The sequence below is a fragment of the Winogradskyella sp. ECml5-4 genome (assembly GCF_036903175.1).
GTDB lineage: Bacteria > Bacteroidota > Bacteroidia > Flavobacteriales > Flavobacteriaceae > Winogradskyella > Winogradskyella damuponensis.
In genome coordinates, this window is the sequence record NZ_JAYJLF010000014.1 from 83937 (window position 1) to 109509 (window position 25573).

General features: G+C 32.7%; 22 protein-coding genes. 18 read left to right on the forward strand and 4 right to left on the reverse strand.

The annotated features are described in order from the left end of the window. Positions 1 to 28: 28 nt before the first annotated feature. Entirely contained in the window at positions 29 to 760 is a 732-nt protein-coding gene (locus VDP25_RS14365; protein ID WP_334470937.1) for a hypothetical protein, read from the reverse strand. 48 nt (positions 761 to 808) lie between these two features. Continuing rightward, positions 809 to 1420 (reverse strand): acyl carrier protein phosphodiesterase, encoded by a 612-nt coding sequence (locus tag VDP25_RS14370; protein ID WP_334470939.1) that lies wholly within the window; start codon positions 1418 to 1420, stop codon positions 809 to 811. An 80-nt stretch (positions 1421 to 1500) separates the two neighbouring features. On the opposite strand from VDP25_RS14370, the gene glmM reads away from it, so the two are divergent. Beyond that, a complete protein-coding gene (gene glmM, locus VDP25_RS14375) occupies positions 1501 to 2889 on the forward strand; it encodes a phosphoglucosamine mutase (protein ID WP_334470941.1) in 1389 nt (462 codons plus the stop codon). Positions 2890 to 2993: 104 nt separating this feature from the next. Then, positions 2994 to 4496 carry an aminotransferase class V-fold PLP-dependent enzyme gene (locus tag VDP25_RS14380; RefSeq protein ID WP_334470943.1) on the forward strand — a complete coding sequence of 501 codons (1503 nt, stop codon included), beginning with the start codon at positions 2994 to 2996 and terminating at the stop codon, positions 4494 to 4496. Positions 4497 to 4585: 89 nt separating this feature from the next. On the opposite strand, the gene VDP25_RS14385 is transcribed toward VDP25_RS14380, so the two are convergent. Then, positions 4586 to 5476: a lysophospholipid acyltransferase family protein gene (locus VDP25_RS14385; RefSeq protein WP_334470945.1), complete on the reverse strand. Its 891-nt coding sequence runs from the start codon at positions 5474 to 5476 to the stop codon at positions 4586 to 4588. 61 nt (positions 5477 to 5537) lie between these two features. On the opposite strand from VDP25_RS14385, the gene VDP25_RS14390 reads away from it, so the two are divergent. Next, entirely contained in the window at positions 5538 to 6197 is a 660-nt protein-coding gene (locus VDP25_RS14390) for a rhomboid family intramembrane serine protease (RefSeq protein ID WP_215924636.1), read from the forward strand. A 14-nt stretch (positions 6198 to 6211) separates the two neighbouring features. Here VDP25_RS14390 and VDP25_RS14395 read toward each other — a convergent pair whose 3' ends face one another. Then, the gene (locus VDP25_RS14395; RefSeq protein ID WP_334470947.1) at positions 6212 to 7324 is read right to left on the reverse strand and encodes a TlpA disulfide reductase family protein; all 1113 of its coding nucleotides are present in this window, start codon (positions 7322 to 7324) and stop codon (positions 6212 to 6214) included. Positions 7325 to 7535: 211 nt separating this feature from the next. Here VDP25_RS14395 and mnmE point away from each other — a divergent pair, with 211 nt between their 5' ends. The 15 genes from mnmE to VDP25_RS14470 all read left to right on the forward strand — a co-directional run bounded on the left by mnmE (position 7536) and on the right by VDP25_RS14470 (position 25569). After that, positions 7536 to 8942 carry a tRNA uridine-5-carboxymethylaminomethyl(34) synthesis GTPase MnmE gene (gene mnmE, locus VDP25_RS14400; RefSeq protein ID WP_334470949.1) on the forward strand — a complete coding sequence of 469 codons (1407 nt, stop codon included), beginning with the start codon at positions 7536 to 7538 and terminating at the stop codon, positions 8940 to 8942. Positions 8943 to 9095: 153 nt separating this feature from the next. Continuing rightward, positions 9096 to 9515, forward strand: coding sequence for a helix-turn-helix domain-containing protein (locus VDP25_RS14405; protein WP_245710254.1), 420 nt, complete (start codon positions 9096 to 9098; stop codon positions 9513 to 9515). Positions 9516 to 9521: 6 nt separating this feature from the next. Beyond that, positions 9522 to 10616 carry a site-specific integrase gene (locus VDP25_RS14410; protein ID WP_092468840.1) on the forward strand — a complete coding sequence of 365 codons (1095 nt, stop codon included), beginning with the start codon at positions 9522 to 9524 and terminating at the stop codon, positions 10614 to 10616. Further along, entirely contained in the window at positions 10616 to 11563 is a 948-nt protein-coding gene (locus VDP25_RS14415) for a DUF6617 family protein (RefSeq protein WP_334470956.1), read from the forward strand. The genes VDP25_RS14410 and VDP25_RS14415 overlap by 1 nt, the downstream gene beginning before the upstream one ends. A 156-nt stretch (positions 11564 to 11719) precedes the next feature. Beyond that, positions 11720 to 12022 (forward strand): helix-turn-helix domain-containing protein, encoded by a 303-nt coding sequence (locus VDP25_RS14420; RefSeq protein ID WP_092468844.1) that lies wholly within the window; start codon positions 11720 to 11722, stop codon positions 12020 to 12022. Next, positions 12019 to 12315, forward strand: coding sequence for a helix-turn-helix domain-containing protein (locus VDP25_RS14425; protein WP_092468846.1), 297 nt, complete (start codon positions 12019 to 12021; stop codon positions 12313 to 12315). Before VDP25_RS14420 ends, VDP25_RS14425 begins: the two co-directional genes overlap by 4 nt. Before the next feature lie 10 nt (positions 12316 to 12325). Next, positions 12326 to 13210: a BT4734/BF3469 family protein gene (locus tag VDP25_RS14430; RefSeq protein WP_334470959.1), complete on the forward strand. Its 885-nt coding sequence runs from the start codon at positions 12326 to 12328 to the stop codon at positions 13208 to 13210. After that, a complete protein-coding gene (locus VDP25_RS14435; protein WP_334470961.1) occupies positions 13207 to 14943 on the forward strand; it encodes a DUF3987 domain-containing protein in 1737 nt (578 codons plus the stop codon). Before VDP25_RS14430 ends, VDP25_RS14435 begins: the two co-directional genes overlap by 4 nt. 132 nt (positions 14944 to 15075) lie before the next feature. Beyond that, a complete protein-coding gene (locus tag VDP25_RS14440; protein ID WP_139181074.1) occupies positions 15076 to 15408 on the forward strand; it encodes a helix-turn-helix domain-containing protein in 333 nt (110 codons plus the stop codon). Between the two features lie 3 nt (positions 15409 to 15411). Further along, complete coding sequence (locus tag VDP25_RS14445) at positions 15412 to 16662, forward strand: hypothetical protein (RefSeq protein ID WP_054724083.1); 1251 nt, start codon at positions 15412 to 15414, stop codon at positions 16660 to 16662. Positions 16663 to 16684: 22 nt separating this feature from the next. Then, a complete protein-coding gene (locus VDP25_RS14450) occupies positions 16685 to 18796 on the forward strand; it encodes a Piwi domain-containing protein (RefSeq protein ID WP_054724085.1) in 2112 nt (703 codons plus the stop codon). Between the two features lie 9 nt (positions 18797 to 18805). Then, positions 18806 to 19540 (forward strand): hypothetical protein, encoded by a 735-nt coding sequence (locus VDP25_RS14455; RefSeq protein ID WP_054724086.1) that lies wholly within the window; start codon positions 18806 to 18808, stop codon positions 19538 to 19540. Between the two features lie 3 nt (positions 19541 to 19543). Beyond that, complete coding sequence (locus VDP25_RS14460) at positions 19544 to 20647, forward strand: DUF4238 domain-containing protein (RefSeq protein ID WP_054724087.1); 1104 nt, start codon at positions 19544 to 19546, stop codon at positions 20645 to 20647. 131 nt (positions 20648 to 20778) lie between these two features. After that, a complete protein-coding gene (locus VDP25_RS14465; protein WP_334470970.1) occupies positions 20779 to 21111 on the forward strand; it encodes a hypothetical protein in 333 nt (110 codons plus the stop codon). Positions 21112 to 21234: 123 nt separating this feature from the next. Beyond that, a complete protein-coding gene (locus tag VDP25_RS14470) occupies positions 21235 to 25569 on the forward strand; it encodes a CusA/CzcA family heavy metal efflux RND transporter (RefSeq protein ID WP_054724089.1) in 4335 nt (1444 codons plus the stop codon). The last annotated feature ends 4 nt before the right edge of the window (positions 25570 to 25573 follow it).

Sequence of the window (25573 nt, forward strand, 5' to 3'; positions counted from 1 at the left end):
CGTTGTAATCTGTAACTTAGCAACTAACTTACAAGCTAAACCCTTTCACATCACTTATTTCTATCCCAAGAAATAACAATTTATGGAATGTGGGTAATTCCGCTCCTGTTTCTGTAGTGACCCAATTTTCCCATGTGGCCTCTAAGCCATCAATAGGCAATATATCCACCCACATTTGAAAGCTTGTTGGTTTACCATTAGCATCTAAATGCCATAAATATGAATCGCCTGGCGTAGAGCCTCCAGAAGTATAGGTTACTAAAAGGGCGTCTTTTTGGTCTTCTGTTTTTACCAATCTGCGTTCCGTGCCTTTATCAAATACTTTGTAGGGAGCAACCAACCAAAACGAATCGTTATTAAAATAGTTTTCAGCTTTAGTAATATAGTCTTGTTTCTCTATGCCATTGTATTCTTGTTCTAAAACAAAAACTTTAGAATTATTAGGATTTTCAAAGTCTAAAAGTACTGTAAAACTGTCCCAGTATACTTCGCAGGTATGATCAGACTTATACCATTTGTAGTGTTGTTTACCTCTAAAGGTCCACTCTAAATAGTCGGTATTTAAATAGGCTGCTTCATCTAAGGCATCAAGCATTTTAGTGGCTAGTTGGTCTGCTTTAGCACCTGGTTGCCCTTTTGGTAAGTCTTCATTGTATTTGAAATATATAAACCCAAAAAGTAATAGTGAAGGTAAAGTGAAGAATACGATAACTCCACCTATGATTTTTAGTGCTTTTTTTAATTTGGATTGTTTTGCCATAATAAGTCGTGTTAAACTTCAAGAATTAATAAGATTAGATAGTAATGCTTAAATCTGTTTTATGTTAAATTGCTTTTCAATCTCTATACGCTTGGTGTTACTATATGTTTTAAGGTCTTCAAAAAACAAGGTAAAATCGGTTTCAAAAGCATCGTAATGTGCTTTAAGTTCTTTGGTAGCTTTGTTCATTTTAGAAAGCCCTTTTGTTCTGTGATTCATGCCATTTAAAACAATTTGTATGCCTTCAATTGTGGCATAACTGAGTAACCAATTATCTTCAATCATAATTGGAGTGAGCTTTTTAAATCGCGGAGGTAAGAGTTCAATATGCGCTTCAAGACTTTTATAAAAATTATCAATATAATCCGCAAGCGGAATGTTTGAATAAGTCTTCCAGTTTTTGGCTAAAAAATGATCAAAAAAGATGTCTACAATGACACCGCTGTAATGACCATAACCTTTATGTAAGCGTTTGGTGCATTGTCTAAAAAGAGGATGCGCGTCAGTAAAAGTATCAATATGGCGATGTAATTTAATGCCTGCTTGAATTTCTGTAGGGTATAATTTGTATTTATTACCTCTTACACCATCGCTAACAAAGTTTCCGATAGTAATGAGTTCGTTGTCTCCTGAAAGATAAATATGGGCGAGAAAATTCATGCATCGAATTTACAAATTCATAATAACAAAATAGTTAAAAACGGTATATCTATTTATATTTGCTAAAAATAGATGTATACATGACTTTAATAAAATCAATATCAGGAATTAGAGGGACTATAGGAGGACCAGTAGACGAAAACTTAACACCTATAGATGCGGTTAAATTTGCAGCTGCTTACGGGACTTGGTTGAAGCAACAGCGTAATAAAGACAACTATGTAGTTGTTGTGGGTAGAGATGCTCGTATTTCTGGTGAAATGATTCAGAATTTGGTAATGAATACTTTAGTTGGTCTTGGAATTCATGTTATTGATTTAGGGTTGTCTACAACACCAACAGTAGAAATCGCTGTGCCATTAGAACATGCAGATGGTGGTATTATATTAACCGCAAGTCATAATCCTAAGCAATGGAACGCCTTAAAGCTTTTAAATGCTAAAGGTGAGTTTTTAAATGGAGCAGAAGGACAGAAAATCTTAGAGATTGCAGATTCTAACGCTATGAATTTTGCTGAGGTTGATGATTTAGGGAAAATAACAATTAACGATGCGTATATTGATATTCATATTGATGAGGTCTTAGATCTTGACTTAGTGAATGTAAAAGCTATAAAAGAGGCCAATTTTAAAGTGGTTGTAGATGGTGTGAATTCTACAGGAGGTATTGCTATTCCTTTATTATTAGAACGTTTAGGTGTAGAGCCTGTAAAATTATATTGTGATCCAACAGGTCATTTTCCACATAATCCAGAACCTTTAAAAGAGCACTTAGGTGATTTAGCAAAAGCGGTTGTAAAAGAGCATGCAGATTTCGGAATCGTGGTAGATCCAGACGTTGATCGTTTAGCCTTTATGGATGAAACAGGAGAGATGTTTGGTGAAGAATACACTTTAGTAGCTTGTGCCGATTACGTATTGAGTAAAACGCCAGGAAACACAGTGAGTAATATGAGTTCTACACGTGCTTTACGTGATGTTACCGAAAAACATGGAGGAACTTATGAAGCGAGTGCAGTAGGAGAAGTAAACGTTGTTACTTTGATGAAGAAAAACAATGTAGTTATTGGTGGTGAAGGAAATGGCGGCATTATTTATCCAGATTCTCATTACGGACGTGACGCTTTGGTTGGTGTGGCATTATTTTTAAGCTTATTAGCTGAAAAGCAAATGAAAGTTAGTGAGCTTAGAGCTTCTTACCCAAACTATTTTATGAGTAAGAAGAAGATTCAATTAACTCCAGGATTGGATGTTGATGGCATTTTAAACGCTATGGAATCTAATTATAGCCATGAAAAATTAACGACTATTGATGGTGTAAAAATTGATTTCGCGGATAGTTGGGTACATTTACGTAAGAGTAACACAGAGCCAATTATTAGAATTTATACCGAAGCACCATCACAAGCAGCAGCAGATACTTTAGCAGATCGTTTTATTGAAGAAATAAAAGCGATTGCTAATATTTAATTTTAATATTAAGAAGCTGTAAATAACTAAGAGTCTCAAGTAAATAAAAGTATATTAAGACATGCGTTAATAGTCATTGTCTTAATTTGTAAAATGACAGAAGGATGATTTTAGAAACGAATTCTACAGAGGTAACTGAATTGGAAGCCTATTTTAATCAATTTAGACAACATATCATTGGTCAGGATCAACGCTTTGAATCCCCTTATGGAGAACAAAGAATCATTTATACCGATTGGACAGCTTCGGGACGTTTATACAGACCCATAGAAGAGAAAATTAGTAATGAGTTTGGGCCTTTTGTAGCCAATACACATACGGAGACTACAGTTTCTGGTACAGCAATGACCAAAGCGTATCATAAAGCTAAGCATATTATTAAGGATCACGTCAATGCTAATGATGATGATATTTTAATCTGCTCAGGAAACGGTATGACAGGTGTTATTAATAAGTTTCAGCGTATTTTAGGTTTAAAAGTTCCTGAGAATTTAAAGGAATTTACTTCTATTCCAGAGGAAATGCGCCCTGTTGTTTTTGTTTCGCATATGGAACATCATTCTAACCAAACGACCTGGTTAGAAACGATGGCTAAGGTTGAAGTTGTTCCGCCAGATGACGAAGGTTTATTTTGCTTAAAGAATTTAGAAACCTTATTACATAAATATAAAGATTGTACCATAAAAATTGCTTCTGTAGTAGGCGGTTCTAATGTTACAGGTATTCAGATTCCGCATCATGATGTTGCTAGGTTAATGCATAAACATGGTGGCGTTTGTTTTGTAGATTTTGCTTGTTCTGCGCCTTATGTAGATATGGATATGCACCCTAAAGATAAGGAGGCACAATTGGATGCTATTTTCTTTTCGCCTCACAAATTTTTAGGAGGTCCAGGTACTTCTGGTGTTTTGGTTTTTAATAAGAAACTGTATAAAAATATGGTGCCAGACTGTCCAGGAGGTGGTACTGTAAGTTGGACCAATCCTTGGGGCGAACACAAATACATAGATAATATAGAAGATAGAGAAGATGGTGGAACACCCGGTTTTCTTCAGGTAATAAAAACAGCACTTTCTATAAAGTTAAAGGAACAAATGGGAGTGGATAAAATGTTGAAACGCGAGCACGAGTTGGTTGATATTATTTTTAAGCAGCTTGAAGGTGTCTCCAATATCAACATTCTTGCAGGTCAGCATAAAGATAGACTAGGTGTTATTTCATTTTATATTGATGATTTGCATTTTAATTTAGCGGTGAAATTACTAAACGATAAATTTGGAATACAAACACGTGGTGGTTGTAGTTGTGCGGGTACTTATGGTCATTTTTTATTGCATGTAGATCAGCAAATGTCACATGAGTTAACAAATGAAATTTCTATAGGAGAGCTAGTACGTAAGCCAGGTTGGATAAGGATGTCTATTCACCCAACAACAACGAATGCCGAAATTAATTATGTATGTGAGAGTATCATAGATTTAGCAAAACATCATAAAGAATGGGCTAAAGATTATGAATATTCTAAATGTAACAATGAGTTTGTACATAAAACTTTAGTTGGTAAGCCTTGTACAGCAACTAATGTAGATGCTTGGTTTGAGATGTAATAATTTGTGGTTTTGATATATGAACTAAGTGTGTTCATAATCTAAAAATTGGCCGTAAGCTAGATCTTTGTTTTTAGAAGGAAAATAGCCTAAAGAAATTTAGGTGGCACTTTGTCTCTATGTTTCCAACGTCTATGCGTCCAAAGGTAAAACTCTGGAGCTTCTAAAATTTGTTCTTCAACCAACTTAAAGAATAGGTCTGTAATTTCGTAATCCTTGTATGCTTTAGGAGTTTCTGTTATGGTTTTAAAAGTTGTTTCGTAATAGCCACGTTTAATACGTTTTACACTAAAGAACACTACAGCCATATCTAATTTTTTGGCTAACATTTCTGCACCAGTGTACATCGGAACTTTAATCCCCATAAATTCATTCCAATGAAAAGCTTTATTCACTTTAGGAGTTTGGTCAGATACAAAACCATTGATGGTTAATTCGCCTTTTTTCTTGCTTTCAAGGAGGACATTGTAAGTTTCTTTGGTCGTAATTAAATGCGAATTATACTTTGCTCTAATTCGTTTAACTAATTTGTCAAAATACTTATTGGCTAAACGTTTATAGACGGCATAACCTTTGTGTTTTACATGCTTTTGTAAAATAAAAATCCATTCCCAACTCCCATAATGTGCACACATTAAAATAATGCTTCGTTGTTTTTTCTCTAAATCATTGATTAATTCTACATTGGTAAATTTGAAGCGTTTATTCATTTGAGCTTCAGTAATAGTCAATGATTTTATAGCTTCCACCATCATATCACAAAAATGGTGATAGAATTTACTAGCTATAGATGAAATTTCTTTTTCTGATTTTTCTGGGAAAACTAATCTTAAATTGTCTTTTACAACCGTTTTTCTATAGCCAAAAACGTTATACATAAAAAAGTAAATAACGTCAGAGAATCCATAAAGTAATCTAAATGGTAAAATTGAAATTAGCCAAAGAATAGGGTAAACTAAGATATAAGCAATAAGTTGCATTAATGTATGTTAGTATTAAAGCACAAATATATATTATATTTGATTTATAGTATTAGAGTTTATGGACAATTTAGGTATAAGTTTAGTTACCATTATAATTATTGCAGCCAACGTTATTATATCCTTTAAAGGGTTTGATGATCGTGGCTTTTTTGAAAAATACAAGTTTAATGTTGGCAGTATAAAGCGCGGAGAACATGTTAGGATGTTGAGCTCTGGATTTTTACATGCAGATACCACGCATTTATTATTTAATATGTTTACGCTTTATTTTTTTGCAGATGCTGTGGTTGCAGGATTAGGCAATTTTCATTTTATTATTATCTACTTCGGCAGTTTAATTTTTGGAAATCTCCTATCGTTGTATTTTCATCAAAATGAATATTGGTACAGTGCTATTGGTGCAAGTGGTGCTGTAACAGGGATTTTATATTCTGCTATTTTATTACAACCAGATATGAGTTTGTATATGTTTTTTATTCCAATCCCTATTCCTGGTTATGTGTTTGGTATAGGTTATTTATTATATTCCATTTATGGCATGAAAAATAAAATTGGTAACATTGGTCACGATGCCCATTTTGGTGGTGCTGTAGGTGGTTATGTGGTGACTTTACTCTTAATGCCAAGCTTATTTAAAACAAACTTAGGGTATGTTGGTTTATTAGCCATACCAATTATAATTCTGTTTGTACTCTATAAAACAGGTAAATTAAAATAACAGAAGACCGTATTTTATTTTTGTAATAGTTCTTCTACCTTAAGTCTTAGGGCATAACCTCTAAGGTTTTTAGCTGCTATTTTTCCGTCTTTATCTAAAACGTATGTTGCAGGAATAGAATTGATATTATACAGTTGTGCAACAGGATCATTAAAGTATTGTAAGTAAGATACCTGAGGCCAAGTTAATTTATCTTTTTTAACAGCATCTAACCATGCTTTTTTAGGATCTTTTTGTCCACGAGACCCGTCTAAAGAGACTCCAATAATTTCTAATCCTTTACTATGGTATTCATTGTAAATTTTAACAACATTAGGATTTTCTCTTCGGCAAGGACCACACCAAGCTGCCCAAAAATCTATAATAGTTACTTTGCCTTTAAGATCGTTTAAAGCTACCATTTCGCCATCTGCATTAGGTGCTTCAAAATTAGGAGCAACTTTTCCAATTTCTAAAGAGGTAGTTTTTGTATAAGCTCTGTAAAGTTTTTCTAATCTTAACTTGGCAGCGACTCCGTCTCTAGATGTTTGTACTGTTGACGATAAATTATTAAAGGCCTCCATATATTTTTCGATATCTAGGTTAGGCTTTTTGAGTTCTTCGCCAATAATAAATAAACTAAAAAAATTGTCTTTATTACTATCAATAAAATCTAAGGTGTATTGTGTTTTTTTATTGTTTAAGACTTCTAATCGTTTTAAAATGGAATCTTGTTTTGCTGTGTTTTTTTGCAATCTTGCGTTTCGCATTGCAGTTCTTACAGGTAATATTTCCTTTTCAATATTGTTTAATCCCGTTTTATAGGTTTCAAATTTCTTTTGAGATTTAGAACCTGTTATTTCTGAGCTTAGTATTCTACCTTTATTAATATTAATGTCTATTTCACTGTTTTCTAACATAAAAGGAAGCTTTCCAGGAATACTATTTACGGTAATGTTATATAATGAAGGTGTTTGCATTTCGCCTTCAAAAGTGAATTGTTCATTTACAATCATTTGGGTTTTAACGAGTCTGTCTTTTCCTTTTTCATCTATACTATTTAGATGTACTCTAACACCATTATAAACCCCTTTTGCAGTTCCATTAATAATATAATTAGTTCTTTTAGGTTCTTCTTTACAACCCATTACTAGTAGGCTCGCAAATATGCATAGGAATAGATTTTTCATAATAATAAATTAGATGATAGTATTTTGAATAATTAACGTGTTACAAATATAAAAACAAAGTTGTAAAACTCGTAAAATAAGTAAAGTCTCTAATAAGTGAACGCTTTTAAGGAGCGTTGGTCTAAAGAATCCCATAATTTACAATACTTTTGCAACAAAGACTTAGAATATGCATAACGATACCATTGTAGCTTTAGCAACACCCTCAGGTAGTGGTGCCATTGCAGTTATACGATTATCTGGACAGGAGGCCATAAACATTGCTTCAAAATGTTTTAAATCTGTTTCTAATAAGGATTTAAACCAACAGGCGACACATACCATTCATTTAGGCCATATTATAGACGCACAGCGTACTATTGATGAGGTTTTGGTGTCTGTTTTTAAGAACCCTAATTCTTATACGGGTGAGAATGTGGTAGAGATATCGTGTCATGGGTCATCTTATATTCAACAAGAAATTATTCAGTTGTTTTTACGCGAAGGTTGTAGGATGGCTACGGCTGGTGAATTTACCTTGCGTGCTTTTTTAAATGGTAAACTCGATTTGAGTCAGGCGGAAGCTGTTGCCGATTTGATTTCTAGTGATAATGAGGCGTCGCATCAGATTGCGATGCAGCAAATGCGTGGTGGTTTTTCTTCTGAAATAGCTAAGCTTCGTGAAGAGCTTTTGAATTTTGCTTCGTTAATAGAATTGGAATTGGACTTTGCTGAAGAAGATGTAGAGTTTGCAGACAGAACTCAGTTTAAGGCCTTAATAGAACGTATTAATTTTGTATTGAAACGTTTAATAGATTCGTTTGCTGTAGGTAATGTGATTAAGAATGGTATTCCTGTTGCCATTGTTGGTGAGCCTAATGTAGGAAAGTCGACCTTATTGAATGCTTTATTAAATGAAGACCGTGCGATTGTTTCTGAAATCGCAGGTACCACAAGAGATACAATTGAAGATGAAATTTCTATTGGAGGTATTGGTTTTCGGTTTATAGATACGGCAGGTATTCGTGAGACTGAAGATGTTGTTGAAAGTATTGGAATAAAGAAAACCTTTGAAAAGATAGAGCAGGCTCAAGTGGTGATGTTTTTGGTGAGTAGTCCGCAGTTGGCTGTGGATAAAGAAGCTATTAAAACCATTACGATTGAGATTGAAAAGGTAAAAAATAAGTTTCCACAAAAGCAGTTATTGGTTATTTTGAATAAGATTGACCAGATTACGGATTCTGAATTGGCCACTATTAGAACGGCTTTAGATTCTAATGCTACTCAGGTTATTCCTATTTCGGCAAAGACTGGTTTTGGAGTGGAGCAACTTACCAATAAACTACTCGATTTAATTAATACCGGAGCGTTGCGTAATAATGAAACCATTGTAACGAATTCACGGCATTACGATGCTTTATTGAAGGCTTTTGAAGAGGTTCAGAAGGTGAAAGACGGTTTAGAGACCGGCTTGTCTGGTGACTTGTTAGCTATTGATATTCGTCAGGCCTTGTATCACTTTGGTGAGATTACAGGTGAGATTACTAATGATGATTTGTTGGGTAATATCTTCGCAAACTTCTGTATTGGGAAGTAATTAAGCTTCTTTTTATTGGTTTTTACTTGTTTTTCAATGGTTTACATATTCTTTTTTGTTGCCTAATTGCCCTTTTTTAACTATATTTGTTTCATATATGTTGCCCAACATACGGATTTGTTGCCCAAATCTGTTGGCAAAAATAAAGGCGAAATGATGCACCATAACGCACCACGTTGCACCATTACGCTACATAAAGCACCATTTATGAGCAGTAATTTATACATCCCGAAAACTTGTAAGCATTGCGGAAATGCTTTTACAGCACGTACAACAGTAACTAAATACTGTGGTAATTCTTGCGCTAAAAAAGCCTATAAGGCCAGAAAGCGTAAAGAAAAAATTCAATCAACTCTTAATGCAGATATGAAGCAAAAGAATGAAGTGATTGAGGTTCAAAATACAAATGCTGTAAACAATAAAGATTTTTTAAGCGTTACAGAGGCTTCTCAATTAATTGGTGTTAGTAGATGGACCATTCAAAGAATGATTCAACAAGGACGTTTAAAAGCTGTTCCTTTCGGAAGAAAACGTATTGTAGCCAGATGGCAAATAGAAAACCTTTTTAATTAGCATCCTATGAAAGTAACATTAAGACAACGCAAGAAGAATGACAAAATAAGTTTGTATTTAGATTACTATCATAAAGGCAAACGTAAAACCGAATATTTGCGTTTATACCTTACACCTAACCCTAAAACTAAAACCGAAAGAGAGGTTAACAAGAAAACCAAACAATTAGCGGAAACTATTTGCGCTCAACGACAGATTGAAATTCAAAACGGTATTTATGGATTCCAAGATATTGAGAAATTAAAAGGGAGTTTTATTACTTATGTAACAGCATTAGCAGAGAAAAAGAATACAAGCTCTGGTAACTATGGTAATTGGAACAGTATGTTAAAACATCTAAAAACTTTTTGTCCAACAGACGTAAGTTTTCAAGATATTGATAAGGATTTTGTAGAACGGTTTAAAGAGTATTTAGATAAGGATGCTATGGCAAGAGCAGGTAAAAAATTATCTCAAAACTCTAAATATTCCTATTATGGAAAATTTAATGCAGCATTAAAACAAGCTGTTAAAGATGGTATTTTAAGAATAAACCCAGCAAATGGTGTTGAGTATTTTAAACAAGGTGAACCTCAACGAGAGTTTTTAACTTTGGATGAATTACAAATAGCAGTTAACACAGAATGTGAGTTACCACTTTTAAAAAGTGCTTTTATATTTTCTGCGCTTACCGGTTTACGTTGGTCAGATATTGAAAAACTGATTTGGTCAGAAATTCAACATTCTAAAGAAATGGGCTATTATATTCGTTTCAGACAAAAGAAAACAAAAGGAGTTGAAACTTTACCTATTTCAGACCAAGCGGCAGAACTGTTAGGAGATAAAGGTAAACCTGAAGAAAAAGTTTTTCAAGGTTTACATTATAGTGCTTGGTCAAATTTAAAGTTGCAACAATGGATGCTTAAAGCAGGAATAACAAAAAATATCACGTTCCATTGTGCGCGTCATACCTATGCAACTTTACAATTAACTTTAGGAACAGATATTTATACAGTTTCAAAGTTGTTGGGTCATAAGGAATTGAGAACTACACAGATTTATGCCAAAGTAATTGATGATAAAAAGAAAGAAGCTGCTAACCGTATTCAACTGGATTTATAATGAAAGGAAGTATGTTTTCAAGTTTAGTTTATATAACCAATGGCCTACATAGAGATAATAGAAAGGAAAAGGATTTTAAGCACTTATTGTCTGATTTCAAATTGAATCCAAAAGCTAATAATGCGGTTTTTAAAGTAAACTTTAAAAAGCCTTTAAATGCTAAAAAAGAATACTACCAAAAGCTGATATTTAATGAAACAGAAAAGACAGTAGTATCATTTGTAAAGGAATTTCCTGAAAATGCTACAGTTCCAGAAAATAAATACAGTTTTACTATTCTGCTTAACAAGTTTGATAAGTACTTAAATGACATCGCAAATTATATAAATAATAGAGCGATAACAGCAGATTTTAATATTGACGACAATTATATCATCAACTACTTAAAAGTATCTGTAATCCGATTATATGCTGAACTGCAAGAACAATATGGTCAGTTTTCAGAAGATTCAAAATTCACAATTTTAGAAATAGCTGAAAAATATTTTAATGACACAACGTTTGATATTAATCAGATAGAAAAAGCGAACACAAAAAAAACAGTTACTAAAAAAGAACCGAGAGTTACAGCAAAACCAAAAACCTCTTTCGGTTATAAAAGCAAAGACACCTCAACCTTATTAACTGTACTAAAGCAATTAAACCTAAAAATTGATTTGTTAGATAATCGTTCAACTGTTGAGCAATTTCAAGAACTATTATTATCTAAAGATTTTACAGTAGTAGATTTTCAAATTTATCTTCAATGCGAAACCACACAGTTTAGTTACGTGGTAAAAAAGCTAAAACCATTTTTTAATAGTTTCAATCCTACTTCAATTGAACGCTCTGGTAAATTTAGAACTAAAACAGATACATCTTTAAGAGCAAATAATCTTCACAAAAACAAAGTTCACAACCCAAAAGAAAAGGAAGAAATAGATAAAATCATCCAACAACTGCAATAAAAAACAGTAAGAATAGTAAGAAACCTTACTGTTGTCTTACCCTTGCTTTACACTCTTACTAAAATAGGAAAGCCAATTTTAAACCTTTGTCCTGTTCTTGAAAACCAAGAATGACATTTGGCCAGATGTCCTCATTTATTTAAAACAAAATAAACGATGGACACAAATATCATCGAAAAGTTAGACCGCATTGAAAAACTCTTATTAGAGCAACAAACAATGCAAAAGCAAGTATTGAACTTCAATGAAACTTGCAAGTATTTAGAACTATCACAATCGCACTTGTATAAACTTACAAGTACGGGAGCCATTCCACATTATAAACCGAATGGAAAAAAAATCTATTTCCAACGTCAGGAGTTAGACCAATGGTTACTACGTAACCGTATGGATTCCCAAGATGAAATCGAACAGCAAGCTGCCGATTACCTAATCAAAAAAGGAAAGGTAAAGTTATGACTGAAATAATCGATTTACTCTTGGCACTCTCACAAGAGATTAAGGACATAAAAGCACGTATCGAATTAATAAGAGCAACGAGAGCAGAGTGCTTAAAAGATACGTGGATTGACAATCAGGACGTATTGCAAACGCTACATATTAGCCAACGCACACTACAAACATTCCGTTCAAATGGTACGCTTCCATATAGCAAGATACAAGGTAAATTTTATTACAAGGTATCTGATATAGAGGAACTATTACAGAGCAATTATTATAACCCAAATTTCAAATGCGATGGTAATAAGTAGAGAAAATATCTTGAAGAAAACGCATTACGGTTTAAATATCTATGCGTATGTATTAAGACAGTATTATTCTGAAACAACAGTCCTTTCCTTAAAAGGAAGGGACTGCGGGGTAACCCGTAACCCTTTTAACGGTGGTAAATCAACATTACAAATTAATGTTGTTGAAAATAAAGCAATACATTATGATACAGAACTAACCGATTTTAAAGGTGATGTTTTTGATTTTGCATCCTATCATTTTAAACTCGTAGATGATGAAGAATTATTACTTAAAATCAACACTGAATTACATCTAAATCTTGAAGTTAAAAAAGAAAATGAATTGTCTTGGTTAGATGATCCCGATGATACTTGGTATGCTTACAGCAGTTTTTATAAAGCACCAATTAGAAATGTATTTCCAAATCAAAAAGTAAGATTACATCAAATATTTGAGCGTATTACAAGCGATAAGTATAAAAGTATCACAGAACAATTCAGAGCGATTAAAGACCCAAAAGAAGCACGAAAATTTAAAGCAAATCATTTTGATTATGTAACATTTTCAGGTGTGTTTTCTAAACGAAATGATGATAGTTTAATTGAGCATTCATCATTACTGACAATCGATTTTGACCATTTAGAAAATCTTGAAGAACTAAAACAACAATTATTAAACGATGAATATTTCGAAACCGAATTGCTGTTTACATCACCTTCAGGAGAAGGCTTAAAATGGATAATTAGAATCGATTTATCCAAAGTGTCACACAATGAATATTTTATTGCGGTGGCCAATTATATAAAACATACATATAACATAGAGGTTGACCAATCAGGTAAAGACATTTCCAGAGCGTGTTTTTTATCCCACGATCCATTGGCATTCCTACATAAAAGACATCAAAAGTTATGACAAAAATATTTAACCCAAAAGATTGGTTAACTGTTCCAGAGCCAAAAGAAGTAACTAAAAAACCAATCAACAACAACTCTACGATGGTTGTTGTAAATGATATTGAAACATATATCAACGCATTAGGACAATCAGGTATCGATATTACAGATACTTATGATAAATGGAGTGATATTGGTTTTGCTATTTCAGAAGAATACGGAGAAGCTGGACGTGATTACTACCATAGAATAAGTAAAAATTATTCTGGCTACGACCATAAAGAATGCGACGAACAGTATAATAAATGCTTACAGGCAAAAGGACACGGTATAAGCATAGCAACATTATACCACCATTTACATCAAGTTGGTATTAAACCACAACAGCAACAACAAGTTGTTGAAGTGTTGCAACAGTCAGAAGAAGTAAAACAGCCACTGCCAACAATACCAACAACAGTTTACAGCAATATTCCGACATTTTTACAACAAGTAACACAGCCATCAAGCAGTAATGAAGAACGTGATATTTTATTGTTGGGTGCATTAACAGCGTTTAGTGCTTGTTTTCCAAAATTGTTTGGTGTGTACGACCAACGCAAGGTATTTAGTAACTTGTATTTATTTGTTACAGCACCAGCTTCAGCAGGAAAAGGAAGATTAAACCAAATTAAAAATTTGGTAAATCCTGTTCACAAACAACAACGTGAACAATCCAAAATCCTAAAACAACAACATCAAGTTGAAATGGCAACTTATAATATGAATAAGGGTAAAAGTGAAACAATGGAAAAACCAAATAAACCACCTGAAAGGATGTTGTTTATTCCTGCCAACAATAGCGTTACGGGTGTTTATCAATTAATATCTGACAATGAAGGTAGAGGGTTAATTTTTGAAACTGAAGGTGATACTTTAGCACAAGCCTTTAAAAGTGATTACGGTAATTATTCCGATGGTTTTCGTAAAGCATTCCACCACGAAACCATTAGTTATTATCGAAGAACAGATAGAGAATATGTAGATATTGAAAGACCTTGTTTGTCAACAGTATTGTCAGGTACACCAAAGCAAATTCAAGCATTGGTTCCAAATGCTGAAAATGGGTTGTTTAGTCGTTTTATGTTTTATTATATGAATATCAAACCAACTTGGAAAAACGTTTTTCAAACAGGCACAGCAAATGGTTTAGATGAATACTATGACCAATTAGGAAAAGATTTTTTTGAGCTATACAAAACCTTAAAAAACAATCCAGCTATTGAAGTAAGGCTAACAACAGAGCAACAACAAAAATTCAATGTGTTTTTTGAAAAGTTACAAACCAAATATCTCAACTTACAACCAGATGATTATATCGCAACAGTAAGGCGTTTAGGCTTAATTGCATTTAGAATTATAATGTTATTTTCTGTATTTCGAATTATGGAAGATGGTGATGTCAACCAAGTGAGGTATTGTGAAGATGTAGATTTTGAAAACACATTGGAAATGATTAGCGTGTTAGTAAAGCATAGTAGTAAGGTTTTTAACGATTTACCTATGGAACAAAAGCAAGTAAAACGAGCCAATCGAAAAGAACGTTTTTTAGATGCGTTACCTCATCAATTTTCAAGACAAGATTATCTAAATATAGCCGACAAAAACAAAATACCCCACAAAACAGCAGAAGGCTATATTACCAAATTTGTTGATGCAGGTTTAATACATCGAGAAGCACACAACAATTATACAAATCCTGCAAAAACATAATTCAGGATTTTGAGGATTTAAGGATAAAATTGATAGGACTTCCTTAAATCCTTAACTTCCTCATTCCCTTGTTAATAACTGTTAATATCTTTTTCTTACTTCTTTCTTTCCTTTTCTTAAATTAGACAAAATTTGACAAGTCTAAATAATTCTATTATGGAGTTTGGAGAGTATATACGTTCATTGCGTGAAAAGCACAATTTACTATTAAGAGAAATGGCTGCAAACCTAAATATGGATGTTGCCTATTTAAGCAAAATAGAACGTGGAAATCGTATAGCAAGACGCGAACAAGTAGTCGCTTTTGCTAAAACATTAAAAGAAGACGAGAATGAATTAATTAAGCTATGGATGTCGGAACAAATTGTACTAATGCTAAAAAATGAAAAAGAGCGTACGGAAATCCTCAAAATAGCTGAAGAAAAAATTAGTAAGATTGTTAAAAAGGGTAAGAATTTAAAGTGATTTATGTTTAAAGAGAATAAATATTATGGAGAGGTATGGTTCAAATCTGCAGAGGATGATAAATGCTTTTGTGTATTAGAGTTAATTAATGATGAAGTACACATAACGACCAATTTATCAGAAAGATTACCTGCCTATCAAATAGAGTTAATTTATGGAGTTTTTACAGGTTTAGGCTATTTAACTTTTGTAAACTGCAAGATTAAAAACAGTAGCAATGGAATAGTAGAGACTAAAACTTATAAACCTAAATATACTTTTGCTTGTGCATATCATTTAATTGAACCTGTAGGTTTGAGAATTAATGAATTTCAAATTGACAATTTAGCAATTGTGAGTTGGGTTAGAAAAATGCATTGGTATAATTCTTTAGAAGACAAACTTGAAAAAGAGGATGACGTAATTCATAATACGAATATTGCTAAAGACTTATCTATAAAAATTACAAAATCAACATCATATACTTCTAACCACGATTTTTTTAGAATGGACAATGTTGGATATGTTGATTTTAAATCAGAAAAAAGTTTGAGTATTCTTGAGAGTATAGATTTATATAATTCATTTCAAAAATTATTTCATTTTTTATACGGTAAGTCTGTACAATTTAAGGCTTTTAATTTCAAATGTTTAAGTTGTGGTAACTGGGCTTCGTTATATTATAAGGATGATTTCAACAAGGAAAACATATCTGGTTTTATCGCGCTTGACTATGATACTATTAAAGATGATTTATCTAATATAATTAAGCATTGGTATAACAATGAAGGTATAGGTTATTGTGCTGATATTATCATCGAAAATTTACTCTCGGTTAAAACAAGTCATAGTAGACGATTTACAAATTCTTATTCAGCTTTTGAGGCTTATAGTTTGAAATTTGGAAACAAGATGAAGAACTCATCTTTTGCCAAAGATTTATTAGAACAAAAGCAATTATTAGCCGATATAACTAATATACCTAAAGATGAGATTAAAATTTATGTATCAAAAATTGTACGTCATCGAGATTATTTAATACATCGTACTAAAACAAAAAACAATATTTTCACACAATTTGAATTATTGTATATATCGTTTCTCTTGGATTATATAGTTGGTATTGGTCTAATGAAACAAATGGATGCTTCCGAAAAAATTATTGAAAAGATTATAGGTAGAGCCAAATCTACATATCAAGATATGCAGTCTGTAAATAAATTATTAAATAAAGATTTATTAGAAAGTACTAATCAAAAAGCACCAAATATGTAAAACCCAAAACACCTCATTACTTATGCAAGAACACTTAAAAACCAACATACTTAACTTTAAATGGCCTAATAGTGCGCCTACCATTTATTTAACTTTAGAAGATATTGAAGGTAGTCATCCTATACATAAATCTAAATTTTCAAGGCAGATTAAAGAGGTGTTTCCAGATGCAGACTTATCTAACAAAGACCAAATATTTACAACATTTACAACGGAAATACCAGATGCACCAAGCATTAAGTTAAATTTAGTAGATGGTAGAGAATTAAGAATATATAAGCAATTCCTTAAACACCAATTAAGAAGCTATTTTAAAGCAAAAGACTATGTAGTTGTAAAAAACTTTGTAGGTGATGTACAGGTTTGGATGCCTTCTCTTAAAGGCAATACAGAGCATTATAATTTATATTATAAGTTTTCATTTAAAATACAATTTGCAAAATTAACCGACTTACCAGAACTTATTGTATCGTACGATGGCACATCAAAAGTCCTTACAACGTCTGTTAAGGATATTGAGGATTCAGAGTTAATAAAACGTTGCGTATATGGACAAACTATCTTCAATTATCAAATGAACCTCGATACAGAGGAAAAAGAAGATTATTTCAATGCTATTGAGTTTGATAAAGCATTCCCAATTTTTAGTTTACCATTAGCCAGAGCATTAGAGATACCTATTGAAGAACCAATTAGACCAGCTAATAAATACCAAAAGTATGTAGCACTTATTAATAATTTTGCAACCAATTATTTGTTTGCAGAAGATTTTAAAGCCATTTTCCCGTTTAAAAACGATGCATTTATTGATGTGCCTCTCAACCGTATTAATCACATTGACCCACAAGTAGGATTATTAGAGTTTGGTAAAGACCAATATGGTAACAAGAAAACCCATTTAGTGCCTAAATTGGCAATGAATAACCTTAACCCATACAAACGACCAAACAACCAAAATATTAAGTTTTTCTTTGTGTACCATACCTCGCATAAAGAAGCAATTAAAACATTTTACAACAACCTTAAAACTGGTGTTACGGCAGATAAAAAATATTTTAAAGGGATTGAGGCTTATGTAAACATTAAGGCTTCAACTTCTAAAGAGCATTTTATAGAGTTTACCAACGAAAGCGACCCAATTCCAGAAATTACAGAAAAGTTAGAAAACCTTTCATTCGACCACGATACTGTACGTTATGCAGCGTTTTATTTAAGTCCTTTCGATAAGTTTACACCAAATCCTGAAGACCGAGAAATATATATTCAAATCAAAGAACTCTTTCTAAATGAAGGCATTGTTACACAGGTTGTAGATTATGAAAAAATGGTGGTCAATATCGAGAATCAATACAACTTCCAATTCTCATTACAAAATATGGCATTGGCAATTCACGCCAAATTAGGTGGCGCACCTTGGAAACTTGCAGTAACCGATAAAAAAGAATTAGTAATAGGTGTTGGTGCATTTACCAATCAAGGCGAAAACAGACGTTATATAGCAAGTGCCTTTAGTTTTCAAAACAATGGCTTGTTTAGAAAGTTCGAGTATTTTGACCAAAGCGAAACAGACCTGTTAGCAGGTAGTATATGTAAAGCCATAAGAGATTTTACATCTGTTGCAGAAGCTGATAAAGTAGTCATTCACTTCTATAAAGAAATGAGCTACGAGGAACTAAAACCTATTATAAGAGGGATGCATACATTAGGGTTAAAAATTCCTCTCTACATTCTAAATATCAATAAAACAGAAGCAGAAGATATTATTGCTTACGACCTCAATTGGAATAAAAAGTTAATGCCAGTAAGTGGTACATACATACGTATAAGCGAAAACCAATTTTTGCTGTTTAACAATGCACGTTACCCTAATTCTCAAAGGTATGCAGATACAGATGGCTATCCATTTCCAATAAAAATTAAAATAAGCAGTCCAGATGAAGATGCTTTTGAAGATGCAGACGTCGTGTTAGAATTATTAACACAAGTATATCAGTTTAGCAGATTGTATTGGAAATCACTACGACAACAGAATGTCCCAATCACTATAAAATATCCAGAAATGGTAGCACAAATAGCGCCACGATTTAATAATGGTGTTCCAGATGATGCCAAAGATGCTTTATGGTTTTTATAAAAGAATGATATGTCAAGATTAAGAAGAAAAGAAACACTTGCATCTATAATGGGTTTTGGTTTTATCCATTTTGAGTTCCATTTAATTGAAGATTATATGAATCATATGGAAACTCATTTTGAAAGAGAATTAAAAAATATAGAGGTTGAGTATGATAATTTTCAAAAATCCAAAGAGGTTGATAAATCAGAATATTCAGAGGAATATTTAGACCACATACAGGATTCCTTTATTGACAATGTTTTTATGTTTAATGATGTTTACATCAAAAATTATAGAAACGCTCAAATCATACAACTGTATTCTTTTTTTGAAGATGTTTTAAAACGTGGTTGTGATAGGTTCGCATCGTATAAACAAACAGACTACAGAGTAGATGACTTAAAGGGTAATAATGATATTGATAAGGTAAAGAAGTTCTTAAAGCAGTCAGCTAAAGTTGATTTTTCGATACTCAATCCTGAATGGAGTTTTATCGATAATTTTAGACAAGTACGTAATTTAGTTGTTCATCATAAGGGTATAATTAAAAACAACGATACCGTCAATAATAGTGATAAAAAGTTCAATAACATTAAGAGTTTTAGCAAAGGTAAGTTTACTTTAAAACAGTATGTCTCTTCACAAAATAGATTTGAAATAGTACTTGATAATCCAAAATTCTTTAAAGAGATAGTAAATAACATTGAAAGTCTATTAGATAAAATAGGCAGTAAAGAAATGCCTTTAAACGAAGTAAAATAGAGTATGTCAAACCCAATAAAACAACATTATATTCCACGTTCATATTTAAAGAACTTTGGAATTGAAGGTAGAAAAAGAAATTATTTTGTTGATGTTTATAAAACTGATGATGATATTCTTTTAGAACAGATTAGTACTAAAGATATTTGTTTTGAGAAAAACATATATACTATTCCAGCAGAATCTGATGAGATTAAATATGCATTAGAAAAACATTACGCTGAAAATGTAGATAGTGAATTTCAAAAGGTCTATTCTCTGCTTATTGATGAAAAAACTTTAACGGTAACCCAAGAACAAAAAATACAGATACTCTACGTTTGTCTCTCGCTATATTTTAGAACACCAAGAATTTTAAATCTTCAACGGAGTATGAATAATCAAATTTTTGATAGAGCAGCTCATACAGCAGATGAAGAAGGATTGATAAAAATGAACTTATATGGTGAAAAAATAAAGTTTCACATTGATGATATTGAAGCTGTAAAAAAAGAACATAACGAACGTTCAAGAACGGTTTTTTTAGTAAACCATTTAGAACAATGGGGGAATTTTGTAAAATATAAATATGACTGTACTATTAATGTTATTAAAATTAATGATGCGAATGCACCTCTCATAACTTGCGATAATCCTGTATCCATCAGGCATTTTGAAACAAATCGTTTTCAAGGGTTATATGACCCAAGAGCAGTAATAACTTTACCATTAGACCGCTCACATTATTTAGAAATTCATCCCAATGACTATGCAGATGGCCAAACAAGAATTAATCGTCTTACACAAGATAGAGACTATGTATTCACTACAAATGGAGTAACCCAACAGAATGCAGAAAAACTATTAATTGGTTATAAAGGAGATATTGATAAACATTTCGATATTCAAAGTCATTATGAAAAACCAGAAAATGGTGAGGAATTTGTCAAAAAAGCTAAATACAGAGCGGAACAAGCTCTAATTCTATTTGAGATTTTAAAGAAAAAAGGATTTGTTTCCAATGAATTTATTGGTAAGCTAAAAGAGTTATTAGAACACCCTTATTGTAAGGATGACATACAAATGCTGAAGTATAAAAAAGTACTTTCTAAAATGGGTAAGTGGTAGTATAATACTTTTGCAACATCATTTGCAACACCATTGCATTAAATAATTTATATATTTGTCTAAATTATATGAAAATATTTTTTTCCATATCAATGTCTATTTTATTCTTTTTTCAAGGGATAAGCATAGATATGGACTTTTGTGGTCCAATTAAAGAAATTTCAAGTGTTATTACCCATTATCAAGAACATAAAGTCTATGGCGACTCTTTCCTTGAATATGTAGTTGAAGATTACATTGACAATGATACAAAAAATGAAGGGCATCATCATAACCCAGATAAGGAGAATACACCTTTCCATTCCCATAATCAATGTTGTCACCCTTTGGTATTAATTATTGCGAACAACAATTTGGCTTTAACCAATCGACTAAAATTTGAAGAGAAAAAACAGTATAATTTACATAAAGTAAACTTCACTTCCAGATATTTGGAATCACTTTTCCAGCCACCAAGGGCATAATTCAGTTTTTTTAAAGGATAACTATATCCAATTTTGAGCCTAAATGGTTCTTTTTATTTCGTACAATTCTATTTCTTATATCAGAATTGTATCGAATAGTTTAACTGAATTAATACATTTTCTATGATTAATAAAATCATTGATTTTTCAATCAATAACAAATTCATTATTGGTTTGCTAACGCTTACCATTGTTGGAGCAGGTATTTGGAGTATGACCCAAGTACCAATCGATGCTGTTCCAGATATTACCAATAATCAAGTACAAGTCATTACACAAGCACCCAATTTAGGTACAGAGGACATTGAGCAATTTGTAACCTATCCTGTGGAAGTCGCAATGAGTAACTTACCTGAAGTAAAGGAAATCCGTTCCATTTCTCGTTTTGGCTTGTCTGTGGTTACTATAGTTTTTGACGATGATATGGGAACGTATCTACCGCGTCAATTAGTAGCTGAAAAACTAAACGAAGTCAAAGAACAAATTCCGAGTGGTTTTGGCGAACCAACTATGGGTCCTATTTCTTCTGGTTTAGGAGAAATCTATCAATACACACTTAAAGTAAAACCAGAATATAAAGACAAATATTCGGTTACTGATTTGCGTACAATGCAAGATTGGATTGTACAGCGTCAAATGGCTATGGTAGAAGGTGTTATTGAAGTAAACGCAATAGGTGGAAAAATTAAACAGTACGAAGTTGCTGTAGACCCAAACGAACTAAAAGCTATTGGTTTAACAATTACCGATGTTTTTGAAGCTCTTGAAGCCAACAATCAAAATACAGGTGGTGCATACATTGAAAAGAACCATCAAGCCAATTTTATTCGTGGCGAAGGCTTGGTGCGTAGTTTAGAGGATATTAAAAAGATTACGGTTAAAAACACAAACAATATTCCAATTACCGTAGGCGACATTGCAACGGTACAATTTGGTGCTGCTATTCGTTATGGCGCTTTAACCCAAGATGGCGAAGGCGAAGTAGTTGGTGGTTTGGTTATGATGCTTAAAGGCGCTAATTCAAACGATGTTATTGAGAATGTAAAAGTGCGAATGGCTCAAATTGAAGAATCATTGCCTGAAGGCGTGATTATTGAACCTTTATTAGACCGTAGTAAATTAATAGCAGAAACGACATCAACGGTAGCTGGAAACCTTATGGAAGGCGCATTAATAGTCATTTTTGTACTTATCTTTTTATTAGGAAACTGGAGAGGTGGTTTAATAGTAGCTTCAACAATTCCATTATCACTATTATTCGCATTTATACTAATGAATGTTTTTGATGTTTGGGCTAATTTAATGAGTCTGGGAGCAATAGATTTCGGAATTATTGTCGATGGTGCTGTAATTATTGTAGAAAGTACAGTTTTTCTTATTGCATCACAAGTATTAAAGAAAAGGAAATTGACATCCAAAGAACGCGATGGCGTTGCAGCAGATGCTTCAAAAAAAATGATGAATGCTGCCTTTTTCGGCCAGCTGATTATCCTAATTGTATTTCTACCAATATTAGCATTAGAAGGCATTGAAGGAAAAATGTTCAAACCAATGGCATTGACTTTCATTTTTGCAATGATTGGTGCAATGGTACTTTGTTTGACGTATGTACCAATGATGTCTGCCTTGATTTTAAGAGCACCAAAAAATGACAAACAATCGTATGGCGATAAATTTGTGCATTGGGTAGAACGTAAATACCAACCGCTATTAGAAAAAGCCTTAAAGAAAGGAAAATTAATAATTGGTGTTTCTGTTGTATTATTTGGTATTGCAGTTTTTATGTTTACAAGAATGGGTGGCGAATTTATTCCACAATTAGATGAAGGTGATATTGCATTTCACGCCATCTTAAAACCCGGTAGCTCACTTACAGAAACGATTGAAACAACTACAAAAATTGAACAAATTGTAAAAGCAAAGTTTCCAGAAGTTGAAAAAATAGTCAGTCGAATTGGTGTTGCAGAAATTCCAACAGATCCAATGCCAATGGATATTGCTGATGTTTTTGTAATACTGAAACCAAAAAGCGAATGGACTACTGTAGAGACAAAAGATGAACTCATTGAAAAAATGAAAGAAGCTGTTGAAATAATTCCTGGTGTTAACTATGAATTTACACAACCCATTGAAATGCGTTTTAATGAATTACTTGAAGGTGTTAGAGAAGATATTGCTATTAAACTTTATGGAGAAGATATAAATCTACTGTCTCAAAAAGCAGAAGAAATATCTAAAATCATTGCTGGTACAGAAGGTATTGGCGATATGAAAGCGGAAGCTACAACGGGTTTACCACAAATGACAATTACGTATAACAGAAGTAAATTGGCACAATACGGACTTCAAATAAATACATTAAATCAAATTGTGCAATCAGCTTTTGCAGGAGGAATAGCAGGAACTATTTTTGAAGGCGAAAAGCGATTTGATTTGGTGGTTAGGTTAAGTTCTCATAATCGTAAAGACATAACAGATGTGCAAAATTTGTATATCAACTTGCCTTCTGGTGCGCAAATTCCATTACGTGAAATTGCGGATGTTAGCTACAAAGCTGGTCCAATGCAAATCAGTAGAGACAATACCAACAGAAGAACTTATGTAGGTGTCAATGTTAGAGGTCGTGATGTAAAATCATTGGTAGAAGAAATTAAAACTAAATTAGATGCACAATTAGAACTGCCTTCTGGTTATTTCATTCGTTATGGTGGTGCTTTTGAAAATTTAGAACGTGCCAGTAACCGTTTACAAACTGTTGTTCCTATTGCCTTGTTACTCATTTTTGTACTGATTTATTTTGCATTAAAATCCTTACCACAAACCTTGATGATTTATATAGCAATCCCAATGGCAACCATTGGAGGTGTTGTAGCGTTATGGTTGCGTGATATGCCTTTTAGTATTTCGGCAGGTGTTGGTTTTATTGTGTTGTTTGGTGTTGCAGTATTAAACGGATTAGTAATGATTAGTGGTTTGAATGAGTTAAAAGAAGAAGGAGTTACCAATCTAAAAGATAGAATTATAGAAGGTACAAAGCGAAGAATCAGACCTATAATGTTAACTGCTTTTACAGATGTTTTAGGCTTTCTACCTATGGCAATTTCAGCATCGGCTGGTGCAGAAGTTCAGCGACCTTTAGCAACCGTTGTAATTGGTGGTTTGTTAACCTCTACACTATTAACATTATTCGTTTTACCTATATTATATCATTGGGTAGAAAACAAATCATTCAATTTTAGGGCTAACAAAAAGGTAATTACAGTTACTGCTATGGTGGCTTTTATGTTTTTGTTGCCAATAACAGGAAATGCGCAAAAAATAAATGATTCGTTACCAATTATTTCGATGCAAGAAGCTGTAAAATTGGCTAAAGAAAACTATCCAAGTTTAAAACAACAACAACTCGAAATTGATAAGCAACAACAATTAAAAGGAACTGCTTTCGATTTTGGTACTACCCAAATTTTTACGGGAGGTGAAGAAATCAATAACGGAAATGGTATTTACACCACTATTGGAGTTGGTCAATCAAATATTGATGTATTTGGTATAGCACCAAAGAGAAAATTACTGGAGCAACGCATTCAGTTAGCTCAAAAAGCGTTTCAGCTTTCAGAATTAGATTTAGAACTGGAAGTAAAGAAAGCGTGGGCAAATGCTTTACAGAGTAAAAGGAATTATAATTTATACAAAGAGTTAGATTCCATTTATACCAACTTTGAAAAAGCAGTTGCTTTAAATTATGAAGTAGAAGCCATTTCTAAACTGGAATATGCAGCAGCCAAAAATCAAGCCTTACAGATTCAGAATAAATTTTTGCAATCAAAAAGCGAATATGTTATTGCTTTACAACAATTAAACTTGTGGTTGATTTCAGATGATTTTTATACGGTTTCAGATGAAATTGATATAGCGAGCGAAATAAATGTAGAATCCTTTAGTATAGAAGCACACCCTTTATATACTGTTTCTCAACTTCAACTCGCAGAGGCAGAAGCAAACTTTAAAGCTGCCAAAGCTGAAAATTTACCAAAGTTAAACCTTCAAGGTGGTTTGCAAAAAGTAAACGGAAATTCAGGGTTTTATACCTATCAAGCTGGTATTTCCATACCGTTTTTATCTGGTACAACAAAAGCACAAGTTAGAACTGCAAAAATTGATAGGCAAATTGCCGAATCAAATATGCAGTTCAAGCAAAAGGAAGTGCAATCTAAATTTAATCAAGCCAAAGAAAATCACCAAAAATGGAAAACATCTTGGCTGTTCTATAAGGATGAAGTATTACCACTTATTAAAGAACAAAAAACTGGTGCTTTGTTTGCTTATAAAGAAGGAGAGATTGATTACACAGCGTTTACACAACTTATAAAAGAAGCTATTCAATCAGAACTGGAAGCTCAAACAGCGTTAGCAAACTATTTAGAAAGTACATTTCAATTACAATATTTTAATCAATAAGACA

Coding starts and splice junctions, on each gene's coding strand:
- VDP25_RS14380 (WP_334470943.1), top strand. CDS start 2,994: ATGATTTTAGAAACGAATTCTACAGAGGTAACTGAATTGGAAGCCTAT.
- VDP25_RS14390 (WP_215924636.1), top strand. CDS start 5,538: ATGGACAATTTAGGTATAAGTTTAGTTACCATTATAATTATTGCAGCC.
- VDP25_RS14460 (WP_054724087.1), top strand. CDS start 19,544: ATGTCAAACCCAATAAAACAACATTATATTCCACGTTCATATTTAAAG.
- VDP25_RS14385 (WP_334470945.1), bottom strand. CDS start 5,476: ATGCAACTTATTGCTTATATCTTAGTTTACCCTATTCTTTGGCTAATT.
- mnmE (WP_334470949.1), top strand. CDS start 7,536: ATGCATAACGATACCATTGTAGCTTTAGCAACACCCTCAGGTAGTGGT.
- VDP25_RS14450 (WP_054724085.1), top strand. CDS start 16,685: ATGCAAGAACACTTAAAAACCAACATACTTAACTTTAAATGGCCTAAT.
- VDP25_RS14435 (WP_334470961.1), top strand. CDS start 13,207: ATGACAAAAATATTTAACCCAAAAGATTGGTTAACTGTTCCAGAGCCA.
- VDP25_RS14395 (WP_334470947.1), bottom strand. CDS start 7,324: ATGGGTTGTAAAGAAGAACCTAAAAGAACTAATTATATTATTAATGGA.
- VDP25_RS14455 (WP_054724086.1), top strand. CDS start 18,806: ATGTCAAGATTAAGAAGAAAAGAAACACTTGCATCTATAATGGGTTTT.
- VDP25_RS14465 (WP_334470970.1), top strand. CDS start 20,779: ATGGACTTTTGTGGTCCAATTAAAGAAATTTCAAGTGTTATTACCCAT.
- VDP25_RS14370 (WP_334470939.1), bottom strand. CDS start 1,420: ATGAATTTTCTCGCCCATATTTATCTTTCAGGAGACAACGAACTCATT.
- VDP25_RS14420 (WP_092468844.1), top strand. CDS start 11,720: ATGGACACAAATATCATCGAAAAGTTAGACCGCATTGAAAAACTCTTA.
- VDP25_RS14425 (WP_092468846.1), top strand. CDS start 12,019: ATGACTGAAATAATCGATTTACTCTTGGCACTCTCACAAGAGATTAAG.
- VDP25_RS14365 (WP_334470937.1), bottom strand. CDS start 760: ATGGCAAAACAATCCAAATTAAAAAAAGCACTAAAAATCATAGGTGGA.
- VDP25_RS14470 (WP_054724089.1), top strand. CDS start 21,235: ATGATTAATAAAATCATTGATTTTTCAATCAATAACAAATTCATTATT.
- VDP25_RS14445 (WP_054724083.1), top strand. CDS start 15,412: ATGTTTAAAGAGAATAAATATTATGGAGAGGTATGGTTCAAATCTGCA.
- VDP25_RS14410 (WP_092468840.1), top strand. CDS start 9,522: ATGAAAGTAACATTAAGACAACGCAAGAAGAATGACAAAATAAGTTTG.
- glmM (WP_334470941.1), top strand. CDS start 1,501: ATGACTTTAATAAAATCAATATCAGGAATTAGAGGGACTATAGGAGGA.
- VDP25_RS14405 (WP_245710254.1), top strand. CDS start 9,096: ATGATGCACCATAACGCACCACGTTGCACCATTACGCTACATAAAGCA.
- VDP25_RS14415 (WP_334470956.1), top strand. CDS start 10,616: ATGAAAGGAAGTATGTTTTCAAGTTTAGTTTATATAACCAATGGCCTA.